This is a genomic window from Microbacterium sp. 1.5R, from assembly GCF_007667425.1.
In the GTDB taxonomy this organism is placed as follows: domain Bacteria; phylum Actinomycetota; class Actinomycetes; order Actinomycetales; family Microbacteriaceae; genus Microbacterium.
The window spans coordinates 1,828,674-1,850,772 of the sequence record NZ_VDRC01000001.1; the positions used below are offsets into that span (position 1 = coordinate 1,828,674).

General features: G+C 69.8%; 20 protein-coding genes. 13 read left to right on the forward strand and 7 right to left on the reverse strand.

All coding sequences use genetic code 11. The features are described from left to right. Both FSY98_RS08795 and FSY98_RS08800 read right to left on the reverse strand, forming a co-directional pair. Nucleotides 1-342 carry a nuclear transport factor 2 family protein gene (locus tag FSY98_RS08795; protein WP_144875824.1) on the reverse strand — a complete coding sequence of 114 codons (342 nt, stop codon included), beginning with the start codon at nucleotides 340-342 and terminating at the stop codon, nucleotides 1-3. Then, nucleotides 335-1,084: an SDR family NAD(P)-dependent oxidoreductase gene (locus FSY98_RS08800; protein ID WP_144875826.1), complete on the reverse strand. Its 750-nt coding sequence runs from the start codon at nucleotides 1,082-1,084 to the stop codon at nucleotides 335-337. The genes FSY98_RS08795 and FSY98_RS08800 overlap by 8 nt, the downstream gene beginning before the upstream one ends. Before the next feature lie 74 nt (nucleotides 1,085-1,158). Between FSY98_RS08800 and FSY98_RS08805 the strand changes: the two genes are divergently transcribed. Then, entirely contained in the window at nucleotides 1,159-2,136 is a 978-nt protein-coding gene (locus tag FSY98_RS08805) for a C-terminal binding protein (RefSeq protein WP_144875828.1), read from the forward strand. A gap of 12 nt (nucleotides 2,137-2,148) precedes the next feature. After that, complete coding sequence (locus FSY98_RS08810; protein WP_144875830.1) at nucleotides 2,149-3,003, forward strand: fumarylacetoacetate hydrolase family protein; 855 nt, start codon at nucleotides 2,149-2,151, stop codon at nucleotides 3,001-3,003. A gap of 147 nt (nucleotides 3,004-3,150) precedes the next feature. On the opposite strand, the gene FSY98_RS08815 is transcribed toward FSY98_RS08810, so the two are convergent. After that, nucleotides 3,151-3,996, reverse strand: coding sequence for an SMP-30/gluconolactonase/LRE family protein (locus FSY98_RS08815; protein WP_144875832.1), 846 nt, complete (start codon nucleotides 3,994-3,996; stop codon nucleotides 3,151-3,153). Beyond that, entirely contained in the window at nucleotides 3,993-4,817 is an 825-nt protein-coding gene (locus FSY98_RS08820) for a hypothetical protein (protein ID WP_144875834.1), read from the reverse strand. The genes FSY98_RS08815 and FSY98_RS08820 overlap by 4 nt, the downstream gene beginning before the upstream one ends. A gap of 197 nt (nucleotides 4,818-5,014) precedes the next feature. On the opposite strand from FSY98_RS08820, the gene FSY98_RS08825 reads away from it, so the two are divergent. Next, complete coding sequence (locus tag FSY98_RS08825; protein ID WP_144875835.1) at nucleotides 5,015-5,890, forward strand: alpha/beta fold hydrolase; 876 nt, start codon at nucleotides 5,015-5,017, stop codon at nucleotides 5,888-5,890. Beyond that, the gene (locus tag FSY98_RS08830; RefSeq protein ID WP_144875837.1) at nucleotides 5,887-6,981 is read left to right on the forward strand and encodes a M20 family metallopeptidase; all 1,095 of its coding nucleotides are present in this window, start codon (nucleotides 5,887-5,889) and stop codon (nucleotides 6,979-6,981) included. Before FSY98_RS08825 ends, FSY98_RS08830 begins: the two co-directional genes overlap by 4 nt. 118 nt (nucleotides 6,982-7,099) lie before the next feature. On the opposite strand, the gene FSY98_RS08835 is transcribed toward FSY98_RS08830, so the two are convergent. Next, nucleotides 7,100-7,831: a TetR/AcrR family transcriptional regulator gene (locus FSY98_RS08835; RefSeq protein WP_144875839.1), complete on the reverse strand. Its 732-nt coding sequence runs from the start codon at nucleotides 7,829-7,831 to the stop codon at nucleotides 7,100-7,102. A 153-nt stretch (nucleotides 7,832-7,984) separates the two neighbouring features. Between FSY98_RS08835 and FSY98_RS08840 the strand changes: the two genes are divergently transcribed. The 7 genes from FSY98_RS08840 to FSY98_RS08870 all read left to right on the forward strand — a co-directional run bounded on the left by FSY98_RS08840 (nucleotide 7,985) and on the right by FSY98_RS08870 (nucleotide 16,876). Continuing rightward, complete coding sequence (locus tag FSY98_RS08840) at nucleotides 7,985-9,817, forward strand: prolyl oligopeptidase family serine peptidase (protein WP_144875841.1); 1,833 nt, start codon at nucleotides 7,985-7,987, stop codon at nucleotides 9,815-9,817. A 176-nt stretch (nucleotides 9,818-9,993) separates the two neighbouring features. Further along, nucleotides 9,994-11,694, forward strand: a complete 1,701-nt coding sequence (locus FSY98_RS08845; protein WP_144875843.1) for an ABC transporter substrate-binding protein — start codon at nucleotides 9,994-9,996, stop codon at nucleotides 11,692-11,694. Between the two features lie 41 nt (nucleotides 11,695-11,735). Beyond that, nucleotides 11,736-12,701 (forward strand): ABC transporter permease, encoded by a 966-nt coding sequence (locus FSY98_RS08850; protein ID WP_144875845.1) that lies wholly within the window; start codon nucleotides 11,736-11,738, stop codon nucleotides 12,699-12,701. Then, nucleotides 12,698-13,600, forward strand: a complete 903-nt coding sequence (locus FSY98_RS08855; RefSeq protein WP_144875847.1) for an ABC transporter permease — start codon at nucleotides 12,698-12,700, stop codon at nucleotides 13,598-13,600. Before FSY98_RS08850 ends, FSY98_RS08855 begins: the two co-directional genes overlap by 4 nt. After that, nucleotides 13,597-14,667 carry an ABC transporter ATP-binding protein gene (locus FSY98_RS08860; RefSeq protein WP_144875849.1) on the forward strand — a complete coding sequence of 357 codons (1,071 nt, stop codon included), beginning with the start codon at nucleotides 13,597-13,599 and terminating at the stop codon, nucleotides 14,665-14,667. The genes FSY98_RS08855 and FSY98_RS08860 overlap by 4 nt, the downstream gene beginning before the upstream one ends. Beyond that, a complete protein-coding gene (locus tag FSY98_RS08865) occupies nucleotides 14,664-15,692 on the forward strand; it encodes an ABC transporter ATP-binding protein (RefSeq protein WP_144875851.1) in 1,029 nt (342 codons plus the stop codon). Before FSY98_RS08860 ends, FSY98_RS08865 begins: the two co-directional genes overlap by 4 nt. Nucleotides 15,693-15,790: 98 nt before the next feature. Next, nucleotides 15,791-16,876, forward strand: coding sequence for a tartrate dehydrogenase (locus FSY98_RS08870; RefSeq protein ID WP_144875853.1), 1,086 nt, complete (start codon nucleotides 15,791-15,793; stop codon nucleotides 16,874-16,876). Nucleotides 16,877-17,115: 239 nt separating this feature from the next. On the opposite strand, the gene FSY98_RS08875 is transcribed toward FSY98_RS08870, so the two are convergent. Both FSY98_RS08875 and FSY98_RS08880 read right to left on the reverse strand, forming a co-directional pair. Beyond that, entirely contained in the window at nucleotides 17,116-17,463 is a 348-nt protein-coding gene (locus FSY98_RS08875; RefSeq protein ID WP_144875855.1) for a TraR/DksA C4-type zinc finger protein, read from the reverse strand. Between the two features lie 259 nt (nucleotides 17,464-17,722). Then, nucleotides 17,723-20,302 carry an MMPL family transporter gene (locus FSY98_RS08880; protein ID WP_144875857.1) on the reverse strand — a complete coding sequence of 860 codons (2,580 nt, stop codon included), beginning with the start codon at nucleotides 20,300-20,302 and terminating at the stop codon, nucleotides 17,723-17,725. Between the two features lie 68 nt (nucleotides 20,303-20,370). On the opposite strand from FSY98_RS08880, the gene FSY98_RS08885 reads away from it, so the two are divergent. Together FSY98_RS08885 and mscL are read left to right on the forward strand one after the other, a co-directional pair. Next, nucleotides 20,371-20,943, forward strand: coding sequence for a TetR/AcrR family transcriptional regulator (locus FSY98_RS08885; protein ID WP_144875859.1), 573 nt, complete (start codon nucleotides 20,371-20,373; stop codon nucleotides 20,941-20,943). 563 nt (nucleotides 20,944-21,506) lie between these two features. Then, nucleotides 21,507-21,917, forward strand: coding sequence for a large conductance mechanosensitive channel protein MscL (mscL, locus tag FSY98_RS08890; RefSeq protein ID WP_144875861.1), 411 nt, complete (start codon nucleotides 21,507-21,509; stop codon nucleotides 21,915-21,917). Nucleotides 21,918-22,099: the final 182 nt, after the last annotated feature.

Below are 22,099 nucleotides of genomic sequence, written 5' to 3' on the forward strand. Positions count from 1 at the left end.
TCAGGCCTTGAGCATCGAGGCGCGGGCGATGAGACCGTCGACGACGTCGAAGGTCGCGATGGTCTCGGTGGCGACGCCCGCGTTCACGACCTGCTCCTGAGCCACGACCCATCGCGATCCGAACAGCACCGTGTTCTCGATCACGCACGACAACTCGGGGTTCTGCAGCCTCGGCTCGTAGAACGCCCTGATCGCGGCCGCGCCGACGATCGGCTCGGCCGCGACGCCGGTGATCACGGCATCCGGCGCGTACGTCGCGACGAAGGCGTCGAGGTCGTGGTCGTTGAAGGCGTCGAGCTGCGCCTGCACCGTCAGGGCAGCCGAGCGGATGCTGTCAGTCAATGCGCACTCCTCCGTTGACGTCGTACGTGGCGCCGGTGATGAAGCGCGCCCGCTCCGAGGCGAGCGAGGCGATGATCCAGGCGACGTCGGCGGGCTGTCCGAACGCACCGAGGGGGATGGATGCCGCGAGCCGATCCCGTCGGTCGCCCTGCAGCTGGTCTGTGATGGCGCTCGCGACGGGCCCAGGACTGACGGCGTTCACGCGGACGCCCTCGGGGGCGAGGTGTCGGGCGAAGCTGCGGGTGAGGGCGAGGATGGCGCCCTTGCTCGCGGAGTAGTGGAGCCCGGTCTGCAGGGCGCCGACTTGGCCGGCGATCGATGACAGATTGACGACCGAGCGGTCGCCGTCGGCGGCGCGGAGCAGGGGGAGCGCCCCGCGCGTGAGGAAGAACATGCCGCGCACGTTCGTCTCGAGCACGAAGTCCCATTCCTCGATGTCGATGTCGTCGTAGGGGGTGTACGGGCAGACGCCGCCGTTGTTGATGAGCACGTGCAGCGCTCCCCATTCGGCGGCGATCTCGGCGAGCAGGGCATCGATCGACTGCTGGTCGCGTTGGTCGAGGCGTGAGACGTGCACCTCGGGCGAGCCCGCCGCACGGCAGTCGTCGGCGACGCGGACGGCCTCGGCCTCGCGTCCCGTATAGGTGATCCAGAGGGCGTACCCCTCGGTGGCGAGTTCGAGGGCGGCGGCGGTTCCGATTCCCGAGCTCGCGCCGGTGATGAGCGCTCGTCGCTGTGTCATACGTAAACGCTATAGCAAAACCGGCCCGGAGGCAGTGGCCAGTCGCCTTTGCTAGATGCTATAGCATAGCTCTCATGACCCCGCCCCTCACCGTCGTGACCGACTGCGACCTGCCCGGAACCGTCATCGAAGACACCCTCCGAGCGGCCGGACTCCGCGCCGAGCGCGCCGCGACAGCGACCATCGACGATCTGCTCGCCGCCGGTGCCGCCGACGCGGAGGCGCTCGTCGTGCAGTGGATGCCGATCACCGCCGAGATCATGGACCACCTGCCGAATCTGCGCGTCATCAGCCGCGTCGGCATCGGCTACGACATGATCGACGTCGAGGCTGCTGCCGCCCGCGGCATCGCCGTCGCGAACACGCCGAGCTACTGCATCGAAGAGGTCGCGGCGCACACGATCGCGATGATCATGGCGCAGGGCCGAGGCCTGCTCGCCTACGACCGCGCCGTACGGACCGGCGTGTGGAAGGCCGTCGACGCGCATCCGCTCGCAGTGCGTCCCTCGCGCACCACCGTTTCGGTGCTCGGGTTCGGGCGCATCGGCCGCGTCGTCGCCGGCGGATGCCGCGCGCTCGGGTTCCGCGTGTTCGTCGCCGACCCGTTCGCCCCCGCCGAGGCCGTGCGCGCTGCGGACTGCGAACCCGTCGGGATCGACGAGGCGATCGCTGCCGCCGACATCCTCACCCTGCACGTCCCGTTGACCGACGAGACACGGCACCTCATCGACGCCGACGCCCTCTCGGCCATGAAGCGGGGCGCGGTCGTGGTGAACACCTGTCGCGGTCCGCTCATCGACGAGACGGCGCTCGCTGCGTCGCTCCGCTCCGGGCACCTCGGCGGCGCGGCGCTGGACGTGTTCGACGGCGAGCCGCTCGCTGCGGACTCCCCGCTGCGCGACCTCGACGACGTACTCCTCACTCCGCACGCGGCGTGGTTCTCGCCCGAGTCGCTCGAGGATCTCCCGGTGCACGCGGCGGACAACGTCATCCGCTTCCTCGCGGGTGAATCGGTCCCGCTCGTCACGCCCGCCCCCGCTCACGCCGGCTGATCGCTCGACATCATGGAACTGCTGCGCCTCGGACCCTTCGGCTCGGAGAAGCCGTACCTCCGGAACGACGGTGTCGTCTACGACCTGTCGTCGCTCACCCCCGACATCGACGGGGTGTTCCTCGCGTCGGACGGCATCGCCCGTGCGCGGACCGCGCTCGCAGCGGGTGACCTGCCCGTCGCCGACACCGCCGGGCTGCGGACCGGCGCACCCGTGGCGCGCCCCGGGGCGGTCGTCTGCATCGGCATGAACTACGCGGCGCACGCCACCGAGTCGGGGTCGGCGCCGCCCGAGCATCCGGTCGTCTTCTTCAAGCATCCGAACACCGTCGTCGGACCCGACGACGTCGTGCTGCTGCCGCCGGATGCCGAGAAGGTGGACTGGGAGGTCGAGCTCGCCGTGGTGATCGGCCGCGCCGCGCGCTACCTGCCGTCGGCCGAGGCTGCCCGTGACGTGATCGCCGGCTACGCCGTGTCGAACGACGTCTCGGAGCGCTCCTTCCAGATCGAGGTCTCGGGCGGTCAGTGGTCGAAGGGCAAGTGCGCCGAGACCTTCAACCCGCTCGGGCCGGCCCTGGTGCCGGCCGACGAGGTCGACCCGCAGGCGCTGCGACTGCGGTCGTCGGTGAACGGCGCGCCGCGGCAGGATTCGTCGACGGCCGACATGGTGTTCCCGGTGTTCGAACTCATCCGCGACCTGAGCCAGTACATGGTGCTGGAACCGGGCGACGTGGTGAACACCGGAACGCCGGAGGGTGTGGCGCTGTCCGGGCGGTTCCCGTATCTCGCGGAGGGTGACGAGATGGAGATCGAGATCGAGGGGCTCGGCCGCCAGCGCCAGAGGGTCGAGCGCACCCGGGTGCGCTGACCCCGCAGACCCGGCGCCCTGCGCCCGTGGCACGGTTCATCTGGCTGAGTGCAGCCGTGCCGCGGGCGGAGGGCGTGGGGTCGGCGCTGCTCACTCAGGTTCCCGAACCCGGTCGGGCCGTAGGTGCGTGCCCGGAGGGTGCGGGCTTCAGCCGGCGAACGGCACGACGGGCAGACCGCGCACGCCGGGGCGCACGGCGAACAGCGATCCGGCCTCGGTGCCGTGGTCGCGGCCGAGCCCCTGCGCGGAGGTGGTGATGAACAGCGTGCCGAGGTCGTCGCCGCCGAAGGTGCACGCGCTGACCTGCGCGACCGGCAGCGGGATGCGGGCGATCAGCGTCCCCTCGGGCGAGTAGCCGTGCACGGCCGAGCCGTTCCACAGCGCCACCCACACCGATCCGTCTGCGGCGACGGTGAGGCCGTCCGGCATCCCCTCCTCGCCCGAGATGCGGACGAACGGGCGTCGTCCGGTCAGGTCGCCGTCGTCGACGTCGAACACGTCGACGCGGCCGGTCGCGGTGTCGACGTAATAGGCGAGCGCGCCGTCCGGGGCGAAGGCGATGCCGTTCGAGACCTCGACGCCCGAGAGCACCTCGCTCTCGTCGAGGTCGGCGGTGAGGCGGATGACGCGCCCGACCGATCCCGCGTCGTCGGTCGCCATCGACCCCGCGAGCAGACGCCCCTGCGGATCGACCGTTCCGTCGTTGAACCGGGCGCTGCCGAGGTCGAAGCGCTGCGCTGGCCGTGCCGGGCCGTCGGCCGACTCCGACAGGTGCAGTGTCCTGGCACCGAACGCCGCGAACCCGCCGCGCACGCGCGGGCGCACGAACGCCGCGTAGTCATCGTCGAGATGCAGGCGATGGATGCCGTCGTCCCGCAGCGTCACGAGGTCGGCCGCCTCGCCGTCGACCCACCGCACCCCGCCCCACGACGCCGACCACACCGGCGCCTCGGCGTGTACGCAGACCGGTCCGGTGAGGTTCTCGGGCGTCATGATGCGTCATCGGGGCGCAGCGGCATCCGCTCCGGCTCCGGTTCGGGCGCTGCCTGCGCGTGCGGGGGCTTCGGGGCGGCGGTGGCGGCGGGCTGCGCCGGGAGTTCGCGTGCCACCTGCTGCTCGAGCACCTGCACGGCCTCGTCGCTGAGCAGGATCAGCCCGTCGAGCTCGTCGCGCACCCGCTTGTAAGCGATGTTCCGCTCGGCCTGCGTCGCGGACTCGTCGACCGCGACCTTGAGCAGCTGCTGCGCCCGGTCGAGACGTTTGCGCTCCGGCTCGGTGAAGGTCGAGTCGCGCAGGCGCCGCGCGTCCTTCTCGGCGACCTCGAACGCCACGGCGTACGCGCCGACGGCGTCGAGGTACTCCGACACCTGCTGCTCGGATACGGACGCATCGGCGGATGCGGGCCGCAGTGCGTCGGCAGTCCGCTTCGCGCGCAGGAAGGCGGCGACGAGCGGCTGTCGACCGTCGCTCATCGCGGGGAAGGCGATGAGCTTCGCGACGTCGAGCTCGTAATCGAGCCACCGCGCGGTGATCTCGTCGTGCTCGGCGAAGAGCCGCTCCAGCAGGGTGTTCGAGGTGGCGGGCGCGGGCGTCGTGTCGACGACGGAGGGGCCGATCCGCCGGCCGCCGCGTGCTTCGAGCTGCGCGGTCTTGATCTCGGCCTTGACCCGCAGCGTCTCGAGCCGTCGCTCGTGCCGGCGGCGCGCTCCGCGCTCCCACGCCTTCGCGGCGCCTCCGGCCATCCCCATGACGGGGAAGATGAGCCACCAGTAGTTGCCGGCCCAGACCCAGAAGCCGCGGATGAACTCGTCCATGATGCCCTCAGCCTACTTCCGGCGGTGCTCCGGTGTCCCGCCGGTCGTCGAGCGAGCGGAGCGAGACGGAACGCGGCCCCGTCCGCGAAACTCCTCGCCGCAGCCCCGCCGACTTTCTGCACGACGGGTACTGACCCAGCGGCTGGCCATTGCTATAGTCAACGCTATTGACTTGCAGTTCCGACGGTTGGACGACGATGACCACACCTCCCGCTCCCGTGCCGATCACGGTCGAGTGCGACGGCATCCGGATCGCGGCGCAGACGCGCGGTTCCGGACCCGCCGTCCTGCTCCTGCACGGCTACCCCGAGACCAAGGCGATGTGGGATGCCGTCGCGCACGCGCTCGCCGCGGATCACACCGTCGTCACCGCGGACCTGCGCGGCTACGGCGACTCCGCCAAGCCGCGTGACGCGTCGTACGCGAAGCGCGACATGGCGAACGACCAGGTCTCGCTGATGCGCAGCCTCGGGCATGAGCGGTTCGCCGTGATCGGTCACGACCGCGGCGGTCGTGTCGGGCACCGCCTGGCGCTCGACCACCCCGAGGCCGTGACGGCGCTCGCGGTGCTCGACATCGTGCCGACGCTGCACATGTTCGAGAACGTCGACCGTGAGATGGCGACCGCATACTTCCACTGGTTCTTCCTCGCGCGCGCAGACGGACTCCCCGAAGCGCTGATCGGCGCCGACCCCGAGACCTGGCTGCGCAGCCGCTTCGCCGGGCGCCGCCACGACGGAGACGCGCTGCCCGCCGCGTTTCCCGAGTACCTGCGCTGCTTCGACCTCGACACCGTGCACGCGTCGGGCGCCGACTACCGTGCGGCGGCATCCGTCGATCTCGACCACGACCGCTCCGACCGCGAGGCGCGGCTGGTCGTCACCGCTCCGTCGCTCGCGCTCTGGGGCGCGCACAGCTATGTCGGCCGCAACTTCGACGTGCTCGCGACCTGGCAGCCCTATGCCCCCGGCATCACGGGGCGGCCGATCGAGGCCGACCACTACCTCGCCGAGGAGGCGCCGGAAGCCACGGCATCCGCTCTGCTCTCCTTTCTCACGGAGGTGGGCGCATGACCGAGCGTGAGATCGACCGGCTCGCCGAGCTCGTGACGATCGAGACAGCGACAGGGGATGCCGTTGGCCTGGCCGCCGCGCAACAGCTCATCCGCTCGTGGATCGGGCCCGTCGTCGGCGACGGCGGCGAGCTCGTGACCGTCGACGGCGTCACCCACCTGCGGTGGTCGGGCGGAGACGACCCGAGCGTGCTGCTGATCGGCCACGTCGACACCGTCTTCCCTGCCGGCACCATCGCCGAGCGCCCTTTCCGGGTCGAGGGCGACAGGGCCACCGGCCCCGGCGTCTTCGACATGAAGGCGGGCATCGTCATCATGGCCGCGGCGCTCGAGAAGGTCGCCCGCCCCGAGCGGGTCGCGATCTTGCTCACGAGCGATGAGGAGGTCGGGTCGATCACCTCGCGCTCCCTCATCGAACGCGAGGCCGCGCGCGTCGGGACGGTGCTGGTGCTCGAACCCAGCCTCGACGGCGCCCTGAAGGTCGCGCGCCGAGGCGGCAGCATCTACCGGCTCGCCTTCACCGGACGCGCCGCGCACGCCGGACTCGAACCGGCGAAGGGGCGCAGTGCTCTCGCCGAGCTCGCCCACCATGTGCTCGCTCTGCCGCAGCTCGCCGACGACGATCGCGGCACGACGGTGAGCCCCACGGTCGCGCAGGCGGGGACGGTCACGAACGTGATCCCGGAGCATGCAGAGCTGCGCATCGACGTCCGCGCGTGGACCCTCGACGAGCTCGAACGGGTCGACGGGCGGATGCGGTCGCTCGGCGCGCACACGCCCGATGTACGCGTCGACGTGCACGGCGGCATCAATCGGCCGCCCATGGAGCAGGCCGTGTCCGAGGAGCTGCTGGCATGCGCTCGCCGCGTCGCCGCACGGCTCGGGCATCCGGAGGTCGAGGCGGTCTCGGCGGGAGGGGCGTCCGACGGCAACTTCACCGCCGCCGTCGGCGCGAGGACGCTCGACGGTCTCGGCCCGCGTGGCTCGGGCGCTCACGCCGACCACGAGTGGGTATCGGTCGCATCGCTAGTCGAGCGCATCGACCTGCTCGCCGGCATGATCGACGACCTCGACACGGCATCCGCGCCCTGACCCGCGGGTCGTTGAGCGAGCGGCGCGAGACGAAACGCGGGGATGCTGTCGCCGCACGCGGGTCGTTGAGCGAGCGGAGCGAGACGAAACGCGGTTCCGTCCGCGTCAGGCGCCGGAGTCAGGCCCCGGGGGCGTGCCGCTCGATGCTCTCCAGCAGCAGGTCGAGCGCGGTCTCCCAGGCGCGGGGGTCGCGGATGCCGGGCAGGGCATCGCCCGCCCACGCGATCTCCGGGTACTCGTCGGGGTCGAGGCGGCGACGGTCCAGCTCCCAGGTCAGCTCGTCGGCATCCTGCACCTCGGCCGGGATCGCGGTGAGCGCCGCCTGGATGCTCGACGCCGAGCGGATGAGCTGCCCGAGCGCCCGCGCGTACATGGCGGAGTGCTCGCGGTCGTAGCCGCCGCGGCGCAGCGCTCCGATCGAGAACTCCATCGACGAGAAGTCGGTGGGGCGGCGCAGCGCCATCTGCAGCGCGAACTCGGGGTAGCGCATGTAGTGGTCGTGGATGAGGTGCGCCTGCGAGCGGAGGTCGGCGAGCCAGTCGTCGGTGGGAACCATGGCTCCGCTGTACGACCTGGCGCGCAGCGTGTCGATGAGCGCGAGGAGCAGTTCGTCTTTGTCGCGGAAGTGCCGGTAGATCGAGGTCGGGTGCGCTCCGAGCTCTTCTCCGATCGTCTGGAACGTGAGTCGGTCGAGGCCTTCACGTTCGACGACGCGGTCGGCGGCGGCGACGATGATCTCCCGGCTCAGGGAGTCGCGCGCGCGACGCGGACGCCCGGTCGCCTTGGTCGCCTTCGCGGCGGATGTCGCTGCCGGCTTCTTCGCCGGATCGGCGGCCTTCCGTGTCGCCATCGATTACTCCGTTCGCAGATCGCGGCCTGTCAGCCTCGCTGTCAGTGCCGTCGACAATGCGTGAAGTCTAGCCTCCCGTCGTTAGTCACTGTTATAGTCAACGGCATTGGCAAGCTCCTCGATACGGTGGGAGCACGATGCGAAGGAGCACGGATGCTCGAGGTCCCCGCAGTCCCGTCCGACGAGGCGCTCGAGGCGCGCTTCGCGGTGCCGTATCTCCTCACGGTGCGACCGGTGCCCGGCGCGGCCGACCTCGCCCTGCTCGTCGAGAACCACCCCGAGGGCTCCCGCGCGCGCGTCTGGCGAGCACCCGAGGCGCCAGGGGACCTGCTGCCCTTCCCGGTCGGCGTCGGTGCGATCCTCACGGCGGATGCCCGGTGGGTCGTCGACCTCGATGACGGCGGCGGATCGGAGGTCGGGGGGCTCGTCGCGTTCGCGGTCGACGGCTCCGAGCGCGTCGCGCTCACCCCCGGCCGTGCTCCGTACGTCCTGCGCGGTCTCGAGTCGTCGTTCGACGGACGCGCGATCGTCGCGACGGTGGTCGACGAAGACGGCTTCCACGTGCTCGTGATCCCGACGGCGCCCTGGGGCGAGCCGCGCGTGGTCTATTCCGACCCCGTCGAGGCCTGGTACGGGCAGATCTCCCCCGATGGCGCGCTCGTGTCTGTCGACACGACGGCCCACAACCCCGGCATCCGTCGCCCGCTGCTCACGGTGGTCGACGGGCGCACCGGCGACCTCGTCGCGACCCTCGACGACCTGCCGGACGGCCCTGTGCGCGGAGTGCGCTTCGCGTCGGATGCCGGTGACGACCGTCTCCTGCTGAACACCGAACGCAGCGGCTTCTCGCGTCCCGCGATCTGGAGCGTCCGCACGGGAGAGCGCCGCGACTACGACCTGCGCGACCTCGCCGGCGAGGTCATCCCGCTCGACTGGCATTCGCCGACCGCCCGCATCCTCGCGGTGCACGTCGACGACGGCATCCACCGCCTCATCGAGATCGACGAGGCCTCCGGCGACGTGCGTGCGGTGGCCGAGGGTGGCAGCGTCGCCGACCCGGACGTCGCCGACCTGCATCCGTTCCAATGGGCGTCGTACTACGCGCCCGACGGGGCGATCCGCGCAGTGCGCTCGACCTGGGACGTGCCCCTGCACGTCGAGGAGATCGCCGCCGATGGCACCGCGGTCACGCTCATCGCGCCGGCACCGGTACCGCCGGGTCACCCGCTCACCTCGGCCATGGTGTCGAGCGCCGACGGCACCCGAGTGCAGCTCTGGTGGGGGCGGCCATCCCGTGACAAGCCGCTCGGCACCGTGCTGACCATTCACGGTGGTCCCAACCTCGTGACCGTCGACAGCTACGACCCCTCGGCGCAGGCCTGGTTGGATGCCGGTTTCGCGGTCGCCTCGCTCAACTACCGCGGGTCGGTGACGTTCGGCCGCGCGTTCCGCGAGGGCTTCTGGGGGGTGGGCGGAGACCGCGAGATCGAGGACGTGGCGGCCGCGATCGGGTTCCTCCGCGAGCAGGGCCTGGCCGACCCCGCGACGACGTTCATCACGGGCGCGTCGTACGGCGGGCACATGACCCTGCTGAGCGTCGGTCGGCTGCCCGACCTGTTCGCGGGAGGTCTCGCCCACGTCGCGGTGGCGGAGTGGTCGGCCGCGATCGATGCGATGAATCCCGCGGTGCGGAGCGTCTGGAGCTCGTGGGTGCCGCCGGAGATGGTCGAGCCCTTCTCGGCCATCACCTACCTCGACGACGTCACCGCTTCGGTGTGGATCAATCAGGGCGACGTCGACACCCGCACACCGATCGTCGGCGTGCAGCGATACGTCGACGAGCTGAGCGCCCGCGGCGGCGACGTCGTGCTCGATGTGTTCGAGGGCGGCCACGAACCGACCGGTCTGGAACCGGCGGCCGTCGACCAGAGACGCATGCACGGGCTCGCCCGTCGCACCCTCGCCGGCGAGCGCTGGGACGCCTGAGTCGGTCCTTCGAGCGAGTCGCGCCGCAGCCGACAGAGCCGCTGCCTGCCACATAGTCACGAACATTGACTAAAGTGCTTGCTATCTCGACTCGCCGGTCCTAGAGTCAGACCACCTACCCGCACCACAGCACGTTCGCACCCGCCCGATTCACATCGATCACTGGAGATCCGGCAATGTCGACATCCCGCCTTCGTACCGCTGTACCCGCTTCGCGCCGCGCTGTCATCGCGGCTCTCACCGCTGCCGCCCTCGTCGGCTCGCTCGCCGCGTGCACCTCGTCGTCGACGACGCCGGAGCCGAGCGACGTGGCCGTCGTCGACGGGGGAGAGCTCGTCATCGGCGCCGAGCAGGAGCCCGACTGCACCGACTGGATCGCGACGTGCGCCGGGTCGATCTGGGGCAGCTACGTGATGCAGATTCCGACCATGCCAAGCGTCTTCCAGACGCGCCTCGTCGACGAGGAGTGGGTGCCGGTGGCCTCCGACCTCGTCGCCGACGAGCCGACCACGGAGGTCGCCGACGACGGCACCCAGACCATCACCTACTCGATCAACCCCGACGCCGTGTGGTCTGACGGAGAGCCGATCACCTCGGCCGACTTCGCCTACACGGCTCTGCAGGTCCGCGACGGCGACGACATCTTCGACAAGACGGGCTACGACCGCATCACCGCGGTGGACACCACCGACCCGGCGACCGCGGTCGTCACACTGAGCTCGGCCTACGCCGGCTGGCGCACCCTCTTCAGCGTCTACGGCGTGATGCCCTCGCACCTGCTCGAGGGCCAGGACCGCGCGGCCCTGATGACCGACGGCTACGACTTCAGCGGTGGCCCGTGGAAGATCGAGAAGTGGACCCGCGGCACCTCCGTGACGCTCGTCCCCAACGAGAACTACTGGGGCGAGAAGCCCAAGCTCGATAAAGTCACGTTCCTCTTCCTCCCCGACACGACCGCGGCCTTCCAGGCCCTCAAGAGCGGTCAGGTCAGCGTGCTGGCCCCGACGCCGCAGCTCGATGCGCTCACCCAGATCGAGTCGGGCCTGCCCGGCATCCGCTCCCAGGTCGACGCTCGCAGCGGCAACCTCGAGGCGATCTGGCTGAACAACTCGGCCGCGCCGTTCGACTCGGTCGCGGTGCGCCAGGCGCTGGCCTACTCGATCGACCGTGATGCGATCGTGAAGCGGCTGTTCGGCAGCCTCGGCGTCGACGAGGCGCAGCAGAGCTTCAACTCGCCCATGGTCGCGCCGTTCGCCGCCGACGACTTCTCGCAGTACTCCCTCGACCTCGACAAGGTCGACGAGCTCATGCAGGGCGACGGCTGGTCGAAGAACGGCGACGGCGTGTGGGCGAAGGGCGGTGAGACGGCGACGTTCTCGATCAAGACGCTCGCGGGCAACAAGCGCCGCGACCTCACGGTGCAGGTGCTGCAGTCGCAGCTGGCGGATGCCGGGTTCGCGATGACCATCGACCAGGTCACCCCCGCAGACCTGTTCGGCACGATCGCCCCGGAGGGTGACTTCCAGGCCGGCATCTGGGCGCTGGTCGACACGTTCCCGGACCCCACTCTGTCGTCGTCGTTCTCGTCGGTGAACATCCCCAGCGAGGCGAACGGATACTCGGGCATCAACTTCTTCCAGGTGAACATCGACGGTCTCGACGACCTGCTCGCGCAGGTCGACACCGAGGTCGATCAGGATGCCCGTGTCGCCGCCTCGCAGGAGGCCGACGCCCTCATCGCCGAGAACGTGCCGTCGCTGCCGCTCGACGTCGTGCCCAACGTGCTGCTGTGGAGCGAGACGGTCGGCGGTCCGCTGCAGATCAACCCCATCGAGGGTCCGTTCTGGAACCTCGCCGAGTGGGGCCTGGCCGGCTGAGCCCGCGCTTCGGCACAGCAGGACAGGAACGAGGCGACGACGTGCTCACATTCATCACCCGACGGGTTCTCTACTCGATCCCGGTGATCGTCGTCGCCTCGTTCGTCCTCTTCTGGGCGGTGCGCTCGACCTTCGACCCGCTGGCGAAGCTGCGTCTGGCCCGAGATCCGTCCGTGGTCGCTCGCGAGATCGAGCGGCTCGGCCTCGACCGCAGCATCCCCGAGCAGTATTTCCTCTGGCTGCGGTCGATGATCGTCGGCGACTGGGGAGTCAGCACCCGCACCGGCACCCCGGTGCTGCCGCTGATCGGCGACGCGCTGTGGCCGACGCTGCAGCTCGCGTTCTGGGGGCTCCTGGTCGCCGTGCTCATCGCCGGCGGCGTGAGCGTGTACTCGGCCGTTCGGCAGTACTCGCTCGGCGACAACCTGCTGACAGGCGCCTCGTACATCGGCATCGCCATGCCGGCGTTCTGGTTCGGGCTCATCCTCATCCAGACCTTCGCGGTGTGGCCGAAAGAGCAGTTCGGTCTCAGCGAGCCGCCGCTGTTCTTCATCGGCTTGAACTCGCCGGGTCAGAGCGGTCCGCTGGACTACATCCGGCACCTGATCCTGCCCGTGGCCGCGCTGATGATCGCGCTCGTCGCGTCGTGGAGCCGGTTCGGCCGCGCGGCGATGCTCGACGCGCTGTCGAGTGACTACGTCCGCACAGCGAGGGCGAAGGGCGTGCCCCGCCGCCAGGTGATCTGGCGGCACGCCGTGCGCAATTCGCTCGCACCCTTCGTGACGGTCGTCGCCCTCGACGCGGCGATCCTCATCGGCGGACTCGTCGTCACCGAGCAGATCTTCGCGATCCCGGGCATGGGCCGCCTGTTCCTGCAGTCGCTCGTCGCCGGCGACGTCTTCGTGCTGCTGCCCTGGATGATCGTGGTCGCCGTCGCGGTCGTCATCTGCAACCTGATCGCCGACATCGCCTACGCGGTGCTCGACCCGAGAGTGAGGCTGTCATGAGCAGTGCAGGCATCGCGGGGCGGGAGGAGCTGCTGGCCGACCAGGATCCGCAGAAGGCGCCGACGCGACAGCTGCTGAGAGGCTTCCTGCGGCATCGGCTCGGCGTCGTGAGTCTCGTCGTCCTCGTCATCCTGCTCGTGGTCTGCTTCGGTGCGGCCTGGATCGCACCCTACCCGCAGGGACAGCAAGACCTTCTGACCGGACCCACCCCGCCGTCGGGCGCGCACTGGCTGGGCACCGACGAGCTGGGCCGCGACTACCTCAGCGAGATCCTGTTCGCCGGGCAGATCTCCCTCGCGATCGGTCTCGCCGTCGCCCTCCTCGCCACCGTCGTCGGCACGGCGCTCGGCGCGATCGCCGGGTATGTGGGCGGGTGGATCGGCGAGCTGATCATGCGCATCACCGATCTCTTCCTCATCGTGCCGGCGATCGCGCTGCTCGCCGTCATCCTCCAGGGGCTCGGCTCATCGCCCACGACGATCGTGTTCGCGCTCACCGCGCTGGGGTGGACGTACATCGCGCGGGTCGTGCGGGCGCAGGTGCTGTCGCTGCGCGAGAAGGACTTCATCGACGCGGCGCGCGGCATCGGAGCATCCGGGTTCCGGATCGTCGTGTCGCACCTGCTGCCCAACCTCGCAGGTGTCATCGCGGTGGCGATGAGCCTCGCCGTCGCCTCGTCGATCATCGCCGAGTCGACCCTGAGCTTCCTCGGTTTCGGCGTGCAGCCGCCGCAGACCAGCTGGGGATCGATGCTCAGCCAGGCGGCCGGCTATGTCGGCACGCCCCAGGTGTACCTGCTGTACTTCCCCGGCCTGTTCATCCTCGTCACCGTGCTCTGCGTCAACTTCATCGGAGACGGACTCCGCGACGCCCTCGACCCGCAGGGGAAGAACCTATGACAGTTCCCTCCGACGCCGGCCGCTCCGATGCCGGCCATGCCGACGCCGGCCGCGCCGATGCCGGCCGCGCCGAGATCCTGCTCGAGGTCGACGACGTGTCGATCGCCTTCCGCACCGACCAGGGGCTCGCTCGCGCCGTCGAAGGAGTCTCGTTCACGCTGCGCACCGGTGAGACCGTCGGCATCGTGGGCGAGTCCGGGTCGGGCAAGTCGATGACGGCGATGGCGATCATGGGGCTGCTTCCGAAGAAGGCGGTCGTCACGGGCTCGATCAAGCTCCGCGGACGAGAGCTCGTCGGACTCTCCGACGATGAGCTGCGCGCGGTGCGCGGCAAAGACGTCGCGATCGTGTTCCAGGATGCTCTGACCGCACTCAACCCGGTGATGACCGTGGGCGAGCAGCTGATCGAGGCCGTGCGCGTGCACCGCCCCGAGACGACGACGGCCGAGCGCAGGGCCCGGGCCGTCGAGCTGCTCGACGTCGTCGGCATCCCGTCGCCCGAGCTGCGCGTCGACCGCTACCCGCACGAGTTCTCCGGCGGCATGCGCCAACGCGTCATGATCGCGATGAGCATCGCCAACGAGCCCGACCTGCTGATCGCCGACGAGCCGACCACCGCGCTCGACGTCACGGTGCAGGCACAGGTGCTCGAGGTGCTGCGCGAGGTGCAGCGCCGCACCGGCACCACTGTGCTGCTCATCACGCACGACCTCGGCGTCGTCGCGGGCACCGCCGATCGGGTCATGGTCATGTACGCGGGCGGACTCGTCGAGACGGCCGACGTCGACCCGTTGTTCTACGAGACCGCGCATCCCTACACGGCGGGGCTGCTCGCATCGCTGCCACGGCTCGACAGGAGATCCTCGCGCGAGGAGCGTCTGTACCAGATCGCTGGGCAACCGCCGGTGGCGACGGAGTGGCCGCAGGGATGCCGCTTCGCACCGCGCTGCGCACACGCCGTCGCGGGGCTGTGCGACGCGGTGGTGCCGCCACCGGTCGAGGTCGGCGCCGGGCACACCGCCGCCTGTGTGCGGGTCGACGAATGGCAGAAGGAGGCGGTGTCATGAGCGCATCGCGGGTGGTGGAACGCACCGGGAGCACGGGGCTCACGGTCGACGGGCTCGTCAAGGAGTACCGCGTCGGCGGCGGCCTGTTCGGTCGAGGGCGCGACGTCGTGCAGGCGGTGTCGGATGTGAGTCTGACGATCGAGGGCGGGCAGACCTTCGGGCTCGTCGGCGAGTCGGGGTGCGGCAAGTCGTCGCTCGGCCGCAGCGTCGCCCGTCTGCAGCCCAGCGACGCCGGATCGATCCGGCTGGGCGACGACGACATCACCGCGGTGTCGGGCGGGAGGTTGCGTCTGCTGCGGCGGCGGGTGCAGTTCGTGTTCCAGGATCCGTACGCCTCGCTCAACCCGCGCAAGTCCGTGCGGACGACGCTCACCGAGCCGCTCGTCATCCACGGGCTGCACCGTGGCTCGCGCGACCGCCGGGTCGAGGAACTGCTCGCGCAGGTCGGACTGAACCCCGCCCATGCCGACCGGTTCCCGCACGAGTTCTCGGGCGGGCAGCGGCAGCGCATCGGCATCGCGCGGGCACTCGCCGTCGAACCCGAGGTGATCGTGCTCGACGAGCCGGTCAGCGCGCTCGACGTGAGCGTGCAGGCCGGCGTGCTGAACCTGCTCGACGATCTGCAGCGCGACCTCGGCCTCACCTACCTGTTCATCGCGCACGACCTCTCGGTGGTGCGACACCTCAGCGACCGCGTGGGTGTCATGTACCTCGGCAAGCTCGTCGAGGAGGCGCCGGTCGACGAGCTGTACGAACGGCCGCTGCATCCCTACACGCAGGCGCTGCTGTCGGCGATCCCCGTCCCCGATCCGCAGGCCGAGCGGGCCCGTGAACGCATCGTCCTGACGGGAGACGTGCCGAGCCCGGTGTCGCCGCCGAGCGGATGCCGATTCCGCACCCGCTGCTGGAAGGCCACCGAGATCTGCGCCGAGGTCGTGCCGGAGCTCGCCGAACCCGAGCACGTCACGCCGGGCGGCACGCACCGCGTCGCGTGCCACCACCCCGCCGAGCGCGACGTGCTATGAGCTGCCCGAGCTTTCGAATCGCCCGATTTGCGACTTTCCACCTCGAGATTCTGCACATCAGGCGATTCGAAAGCCGCCACCCCTCCGAAAGGATCCTCATGACCACCACGCACCGCATCGCCGTCATCGCCGGTGACGGCATCGGCACCGAGGTGATGCCCGAGGGGCTGAGGGCGCTGCGCGCCGCGGCATCCCGCTTCGACATCGCCCTGGAGTTCGAGGAGTTCGACTTCGCGAGCGCCGGGTACTGGCAGCGGCACGGGAAGATGCTGCCGGACGACTGGTTCGAGACGCTCCGCGGATTCGACGCCATCTACTTCGGAGCGGTGGGCTGGCCCGAGGTCGTACCCGACCACGTGAGTCTGTGGGGGAGTCTCATCCAGTTCCGCCGAGCATTCGACCAGTACGTGAACCTGCGACCGTGCCGGCTCATGCCCGGTGTCGTCTCACCGCTGGCCGGGCGCGAGCCGGGCGACATCGACTTCTACGTCGTGCGCGAGAACACCGAGGGCGAGTACTCGTCGATCGGCGGCCGCATGTTCGAGGGCACCGAGCGCGAGTTCGTGCTGCAGGAGACCGTCATGACCCGCACCGGCGTCGACCGGGTGCTGCGCTACGCGTACGACCTGGCGGCGCGCCGCAGCGGACACCTCACGTCGGCGACCAAGAGCAACGGCATCTCGATCTCGATGCCGTACTGGGACGAGCGGGTCGCCGCGGTGGGCGCCGACTACCCCGATGTGACGCGGGACCAGTTCCACATCGACATCCTCACCGCGAACTTCGTGCTGCATCCCGATTGGTTCGACGTGGTCGTGGCCAGCAACCTGTTCGGCGACATCCTGTCGGACCTCGGACCCGCGTGCACCGGCACGATCGGCATCGCCCCCAGCGCGAACATCAACCCGGAGGGGGTGTTCCCGAGCCTGTTCGAGCCCGTGCACGGGTCAGCGCCCGACATCGCCGGCCGCGGCATCGCGAACCCGATCGGTCAGATCTGGTGCGGCGCGATGATGCTCGAACACCTCGGCCACGCGGATGCCGGCGCCGCAGTGCTCGCCGGCATCGAGGACGTGCTCGCCCGGGGAGCGGATGCTGCGCCCTTCACCCCCGACCTCGGCGGCACCGCCACGACGGTCGACCTCGGTCGCGCGATCGCCGAGGCCGTCGCTCTCGGACGCTGAGCGACGCAGCCCTCTTCCCCGGTCGTTGAGCGAGCGGAGCGAGACGAAACGTGGTTCGGCCCGCGGCATCCCTCGCCGCGTTTCGTCTCGTCGCTGCGCTCCTCGCTCAACGGCCGGATCCTTTCCCGCGGGACGACACGGGGTTTCTCTCCCCCGCTCCTCGCTCAACGACCCGTAGCTCTCCCGCGGGTCGCTGAGCGAGCGGAGCGAGGCGAAACGCAGTTCCCTCCGCAGAACCCCTATCGCCCGAGCTTCTCGGCGCAGGCGACGCAGTGCGTGGCGAAGGGTCGCACCTCGAGTCGTCCGGCGGGTATGGGCCGGCCGCAGTTCGCGCAGACACCGTACGCCCCGGCATCCAGACGCGCGATCGCATCGTCGACCTGACGGAGCTCGGATGCCGCGGCCTCGGCGAGCCCGGTCAGCCTCGACCACTCCGACGACAGCGTCACGCCTTCGGGGTCGTGCTCGTCATCGTCGTTCGAGCCTTCTCGGTCGTGCGTGAGTTCGTCGAGCGTCACTCGCGTCGACTCCATGCGGGCGACCGCGTCGGCGCGCAGTCGGTCGAGCACCTCACGGGCATCGGTCATCCGCACACCCTACGCCGCCCCACCGACACCCGACACCCGACACCCGACACCCGACACCGCACCCGGCCGCATAGGTCCATCCGGCTGATGATTCCCCGGATGGCCGCCCGCATCGCGGCATCCGTCCCGCCATCCGGGATTCGTCCAGCCCGCCGGCGGCGACGAGCGAGCCCGCCGGCATGCCCGACCCCACCCGTACGCCGGGATCAGCCGGGCCTGCGGGTTCTCGACCCGCCAGGTCCCGATGCGGGCCCGCAGGTCAGCCCCGCTCGCCCCGTTCACGCCGAGCCCGCCGCGTCCCGGGCGCGGGCGAAGCCGCACCCTCCGGCTCCGCAACGCCCTCCGAGTCGACGTGCACCGAGGGGTGGTCGCGCTCGAGCCCGGCGCCCTCCATGTCGACGTTGGGCAGGATGCGGTCGAGCCATCGCGGCAGCCACCACGCCGAGCGTCCGAGCAGGTGCATGAGCGCCGGCATGAGCAGCATCCGCACGACGAACGCGTCGAGCAGCACGCCGAACGCGAGCCCGAACCCGATCGAGCGGATGATGGTCGACTCCGAGAAGATGAATCCGCCGAACACCGACACCATGATGAGCGCGGCGGCGATGACCACCGATCGTCCGGCGCGGAAGCCCTGCGCCACGGCATCCCGGGCCGATGCCCCGTGCACGTATGCCTCGCGCATGCCGGAGGCGAGGAACAGCTGATAGTCCATGGCGAGCCCGAACAGGATGCCGACGAGGATGACCGGCAGGAAGCTGAGGATCGGACCCGTGTTGTGCAGCCCGATGAGCTCGGCACCCCAGCCGAACTGGAACACCGCGACGATCAGGCCGTAGGTCGCGAAGAGCGACAGCACGAACCCGCCGGTCGCGATGAGCGGCACGAGCAGCGACCGGAACACGACGATCATGATGAGCAGCGAGAGCCCGACGACCACCACGAGGTAGATCGGCAGCACGCCGGCCAGCGCCTCGGAGATGTCGATGTTGATCGCGGCCTGACCGGCGACGCCGAGCGTGATCCCGTCGTTCGACGGCAGCGAACGGATGTCCTGCACGAGCTTCTCGGTCGACGTGCTGTTCGGGCCCTCCGCCGGCAGCACCTGGAACGCGAGCAGGGTGTTGTCGTCGGATGCCGCGATCGGCGCGACGGCCGTCACGTCGTCCTGGTCGGCGAGCTTCTGCGCGATCTCGACCTGCGTGGCGAGCAGGTCGTCGTCGCTGACCGCGTCGTCGAGCGTCGCTGTCACGAGCAGCGGGCCGTTGGCACCCTCGCCGAACTGGTCGTCGACGGTCTGGAAGGCCCGGTAACTGGTGGAGTCGGCGGGTTCGCTCGACCCGTCGGGCAGACCGAGGCGCATCGACATCGCCGGGATGGCGACCACGAGCAAGGCGATGACGCTGACGAGCACCGTGACGATCGCGCGGAGCGTCGACATGCGCGTGACCGGCTTGCCCGCCGCATGCGGCTGGCCGATCGTCGCGCGCGCCTTGCGACCGAGCAGACGCATGCCCGCGAGACCAAGCAGCGCGGGGGTCAGCGTGATGGCGACGAGCACGGCGACCGCGACGCACACGGCGCCGACGGTTCCCATGAGCCCGAGGAACGGTACACCGGTGACGTTGAGGGCGAGGAGCGCGACGATGACGGTCGAGCCGGCGAAGACGACGGCGGTGCCCGAGGTGCCGGTGGCGAGGCCGATCGACTCCCGCACGGGCGACCCTGCGAGCAGCTGCTTGCGGTGCCGGTTGACGATGAACAGCGAGTAGTCGATGCCGACGGCGAGCCCCAGCATGACCCCGAGCACCGGAGTGACCGACGCCATGTCCACGACACCGGAGAACGAGAGGGATGCCGTGACGCCGACGCCGACGCCGATGATCGCCGTGATGATGGGGAAGGATGCCGCGAGCAGCGACCCGAGCATGACGATGAGGACGATGGCGGCGATGGCGAGGCCGACCGCTTCGCCGATGCCGAAGATCTCAGGCACGCCCTGGGCGATGTCGGTGCCGAAGTCGACCTCGACACCGGCGACCGGCGACGACTCGAAGTGCTCGATGGTGCCCTGCTTGACCTCTTCGGAGAGTTCCAGACGCGGGTCCTCGAATGAGACGTTGACGATGGCGGTCGAGCCGTCGTCCGACACCACGCCGATGCCGTTCGCGAGATCGAGGAGCGTCGATCCGAGAGCGACCTGCTCCTCATTGGCCTCGAGTTCGGTGCGCGACTCGTCGAGCGTCTTCTGCTGCGCCTCGACCTCGGCGAGCTGCGCGTTCAGGCCGGCGAGCTGTGCGTCGAGGGCTGCGAGCTGTGCGGCGGGTGCCCCGCCGGCCTCGGCCTGGGCGCGCGCGGCCGTGAGCTGCTGCAGGCCGGCGTCCAGCTGGGTACGGCCGGCGTCGAGCTGCGTCTGCCCGGCGTCGAGCTGGGTGCGGCCGTCAGCGATCTGCTTCTCGCCGTCGGCGAGCTGCGCGGCCTGGTCGGCCTGCTCCTGCTGTGTGGCGAAGGGGTCGATGACGGACGCGACCCCGTCGAGGTCCTCCGCGCTCGCTGCGAGAGCGGAGATCGCGGACTTCTGCTCGTCGGTGAACGCGGAACCGTCGGTGGTGCGGTACACGACCGTGCCGGTGCCGCCCGCGGTGTCGGGAAGCTTGTCGGCCAGCTGATCGGTCACCGCGCCGGAGGCGGTGCCGGGGATGTCGAAGCTGTTGCTCAGCGTGCCGCCGAGACCGAGGAACGCGCCGACGCCGATGCCGAGGATCACGAGCCAGGAGATCACCACCGCCCAGGCGCGACGTGCGGCGAACGAACCCAGACGGAACAGCAGTGAAGCCAACGCGATCTCCTTAGTCTCGTAGATCATACGGTGCGTATCGTCTAGCGTTCTGTGGTTATCCTGAACACGTGGTGAACGAGCATCGGAGCGGGCCCGTGCGCAGCACGGCTGCCCGCGAGGCGATCCTCGACGCGACGGCCCGCCTGTTCCACAACAAGGGCTATGACCGGTTGACGATCGAGGGGATCGCCAAGGAGGCCGGTGTCGGCAAGCAGACGATCTATCGATGGTGGCCGTCCCGCGGCGCGCTCATCGGCGAGTGTCTCGCCGAGGGGCGGCTGATCCCCGTCGACTTCGTGGTGCCGGACTCCGGCGACCTGGCGGCCGACGTCGAGACCTGGCTGCGCAGCGTGCTGTCGATCCTCGATGCACCGGAGGGCGGCGCGCTGCTGCGGTCGCTCGTCGCGGCAGCGACGGAGGATGCCGGTGTCGGCGCACATCTGGGGGAGAGTCTCGGGGTCGAGAAGTACCTCGCGGAGCGACTGCGCGGAGGAATCCGCGACGGACAGCTCAGCGCCGACGCACCGGTCGAGCAGATCGGCAGGGCGATCCTCGGCGCCATCGTCGTGGAGGCGCTCGCTCGGGAGCAGCACGACACCGCCTCGGTGGTGCAATTGACTCGGTTCCTCTTCTCGCGCTGAATTGCATTCCGGAATATCAAATCAACGAAGACGGTTATCCGCCGCAAATGGATGCCGCCGCCTCGGCGCTTGCAGGGCGTGCGTGACCCGCCGGCGCGAAGTGGTCCCTCCGTTTTCTCACCCCTGGTGCGATATTCCAGAATGCAAATTCCGTCATCGTGCGAAATGATTCACCGCAGCCTGCGTTCGCGCCGGTCGTCCCGCGACCTCCGGTCCAGGTCATCGGTGTCCGGCAGGCGGGGATGACGCATTCCCTCCGGATGGCGCGAAACCGCACGGATACGCGAGAGAGATGGGAGGGGAGCGACGTCGCGAGACATCGCTCCCCTCCCTGCACCCCTGCAGAAGTCACTGACCACGATTCCCCCCGGAATCGTGCCCCGAGGTGTCAGCACTGGGACATTAGCACACTGCTGTTCACATGATCGGGGTCGCAAAGTTAATGTGTAATGCGGTTGAAAACCTGTGACCCATTCGTGCATCATCGGGAATGGCATCGCGGGATCGCACCCGCATCGGAATATGCGGAATCGGCCCGACCGAGGTTCGCACGGGGGACACACATGATCAAAGGTTTCAGAGACTTCATCGCGCACGGAAACGTCATCGACCTCGCGGTCGCGGTCGTCATCGGCACCGCCTTCACGGCGATCGTCAACGCCGTGGTGGCGAGCATCATCACCCCGCTCGTCGGCCTGTTCTTCGAAGCGGATGCCACCGGACGCTTCGGACCGACCCTCACGAACATCTACGGACACGAGGTCACCTTCCCGCTCGGCGACCTGCTGTCGGCGGTGATCGCGTTCCTCGCGGTCGCCCTCGTCGTCTACTTCGTCTTCGTGCTGCCGATGAACCACTGGAAAGCGCGCCAGGCCGCGCGCCGGCCCGCCGTCGTCGAGGTCGTCGCGCCGACCGAGACGGAGCTCCTCGTCGAGATCCGTGACCTCTTGCGAGCGAGCGCCGCGGCGCGCTGACCATCGAGACTCAGGACGACCCAGGAGCGATCCAGGCGTCCTGCCGATCGCCGAGACCGATCCCTCATCGGGTCTCGGCCGTCGACCCCGCTCCCCGTCGGGCCGGTCGACAGCGGGCTCGGTTTCGGGACCGAGTCCGCACCGGTGAAGAGACCTCCCCTCGACACCGGAGAGGGGTGACC

Bases quoted from the DNA above. Each gene is read 5' to 3' on its own strand.
- FSY98_RS08800 (WP_144875826.1), bottom strand. From the start codon at position 1,084: ATGACACAGCGACGAGCGCTCATCACCGGCGCGAGCTCGGGAATCGGA.
- FSY98_RS08805 (WP_144875828.1), top strand. From the start codon at position 1,159: ATGACCCCGCCCCTCACCGTCGTGACCGACTGCGACCTGCCCGGAACC.
- FSY98_RS08810 (WP_144875830.1), top strand. From the start codon at position 2,149: ATGGAACTGCTGCGCCTCGGACCCTTCGGCTCGGAGAAGCCGTACCTC.
- FSY98_RS08815 (WP_144875832.1), bottom strand. From the start codon at position 3,996: ATGACGCCCGAGAACCTCACCGGACCGGTCTGCGTACACGCCGAGGCG.
- FSY98_RS08820 (WP_144875834.1), bottom strand. From the start codon at position 4,817: ATGGACGAGTTCATCCGCGGCTTCTGGGTCTGGGCCGGCAACTACTGG.
- FSY98_RS08825 (WP_144875835.1), top strand. From the start codon at position 5,015: ATGACCACACCTCCCGCTCCCGTGCCGATCACGGTCGAGTGCGACGGC.
- FSY98_RS08830 (WP_144875837.1), top strand. From the start codon at position 5,887: ATGACCGAGCGTGAGATCGACCGGCTCGCCGAGCTCGTGACGATCGAG.
- FSY98_RS08835 (WP_144875839.1), bottom strand. From the start codon at position 7,831: ATGGCGACACGGAAGGCCGCCGATCCGGCGAAGAAGCCGGCAGCGACA.
- FSY98_RS08840 (WP_144875841.1), top strand. From the start codon at position 7,985: ATGCTCGAGGTCCCCGCAGTCCCGTCCGACGAGGCGCTCGAGGCGCGC.
- FSY98_RS08845 (WP_144875843.1), top strand. From the start codon at position 9,994: ATGTCGACATCCCGCCTTCGTACCGCTGTACCCGCTTCGCGCCGCGCT.
- FSY98_RS08855 (WP_144875847.1), top strand. From the start codon at position 12,698: ATGAGCAGTGCAGGCATCGCGGGGCGGGAGGAGCTGCTGGCCGACCAG.
- FSY98_RS08860 (WP_144875849.1), top strand. From the start codon at position 13,597: ATGACAGTTCCCTCCGACGCCGGCCGCTCCGATGCCGGCCATGCCGAC.
- FSY98_RS08865 (WP_144875851.1), top strand. From the start codon at position 14,664: ATGAGCGCATCGCGGGTGGTGGAACGCACCGGGAGCACGGGGCTCACG.
- FSY98_RS08870 (WP_144875853.1), top strand. From the start codon at position 15,791: ATGACCACCACGCACCGCATCGCCGTCATCGCCGGTGACGGCATCGGC.
- FSY98_RS08875 (WP_144875855.1), bottom strand. From the start codon at position 17,463: ATGACCGATGCCCGTGAGGTGCTCGACCGACTGCGCGCCGACGCGGTC.
- mscL (WP_144875861.1), top strand. From the start codon at position 21,507: ATGATCAAAGGTTTCAGAGACTTCATCGCGCACGGAAACGTCATCGAC.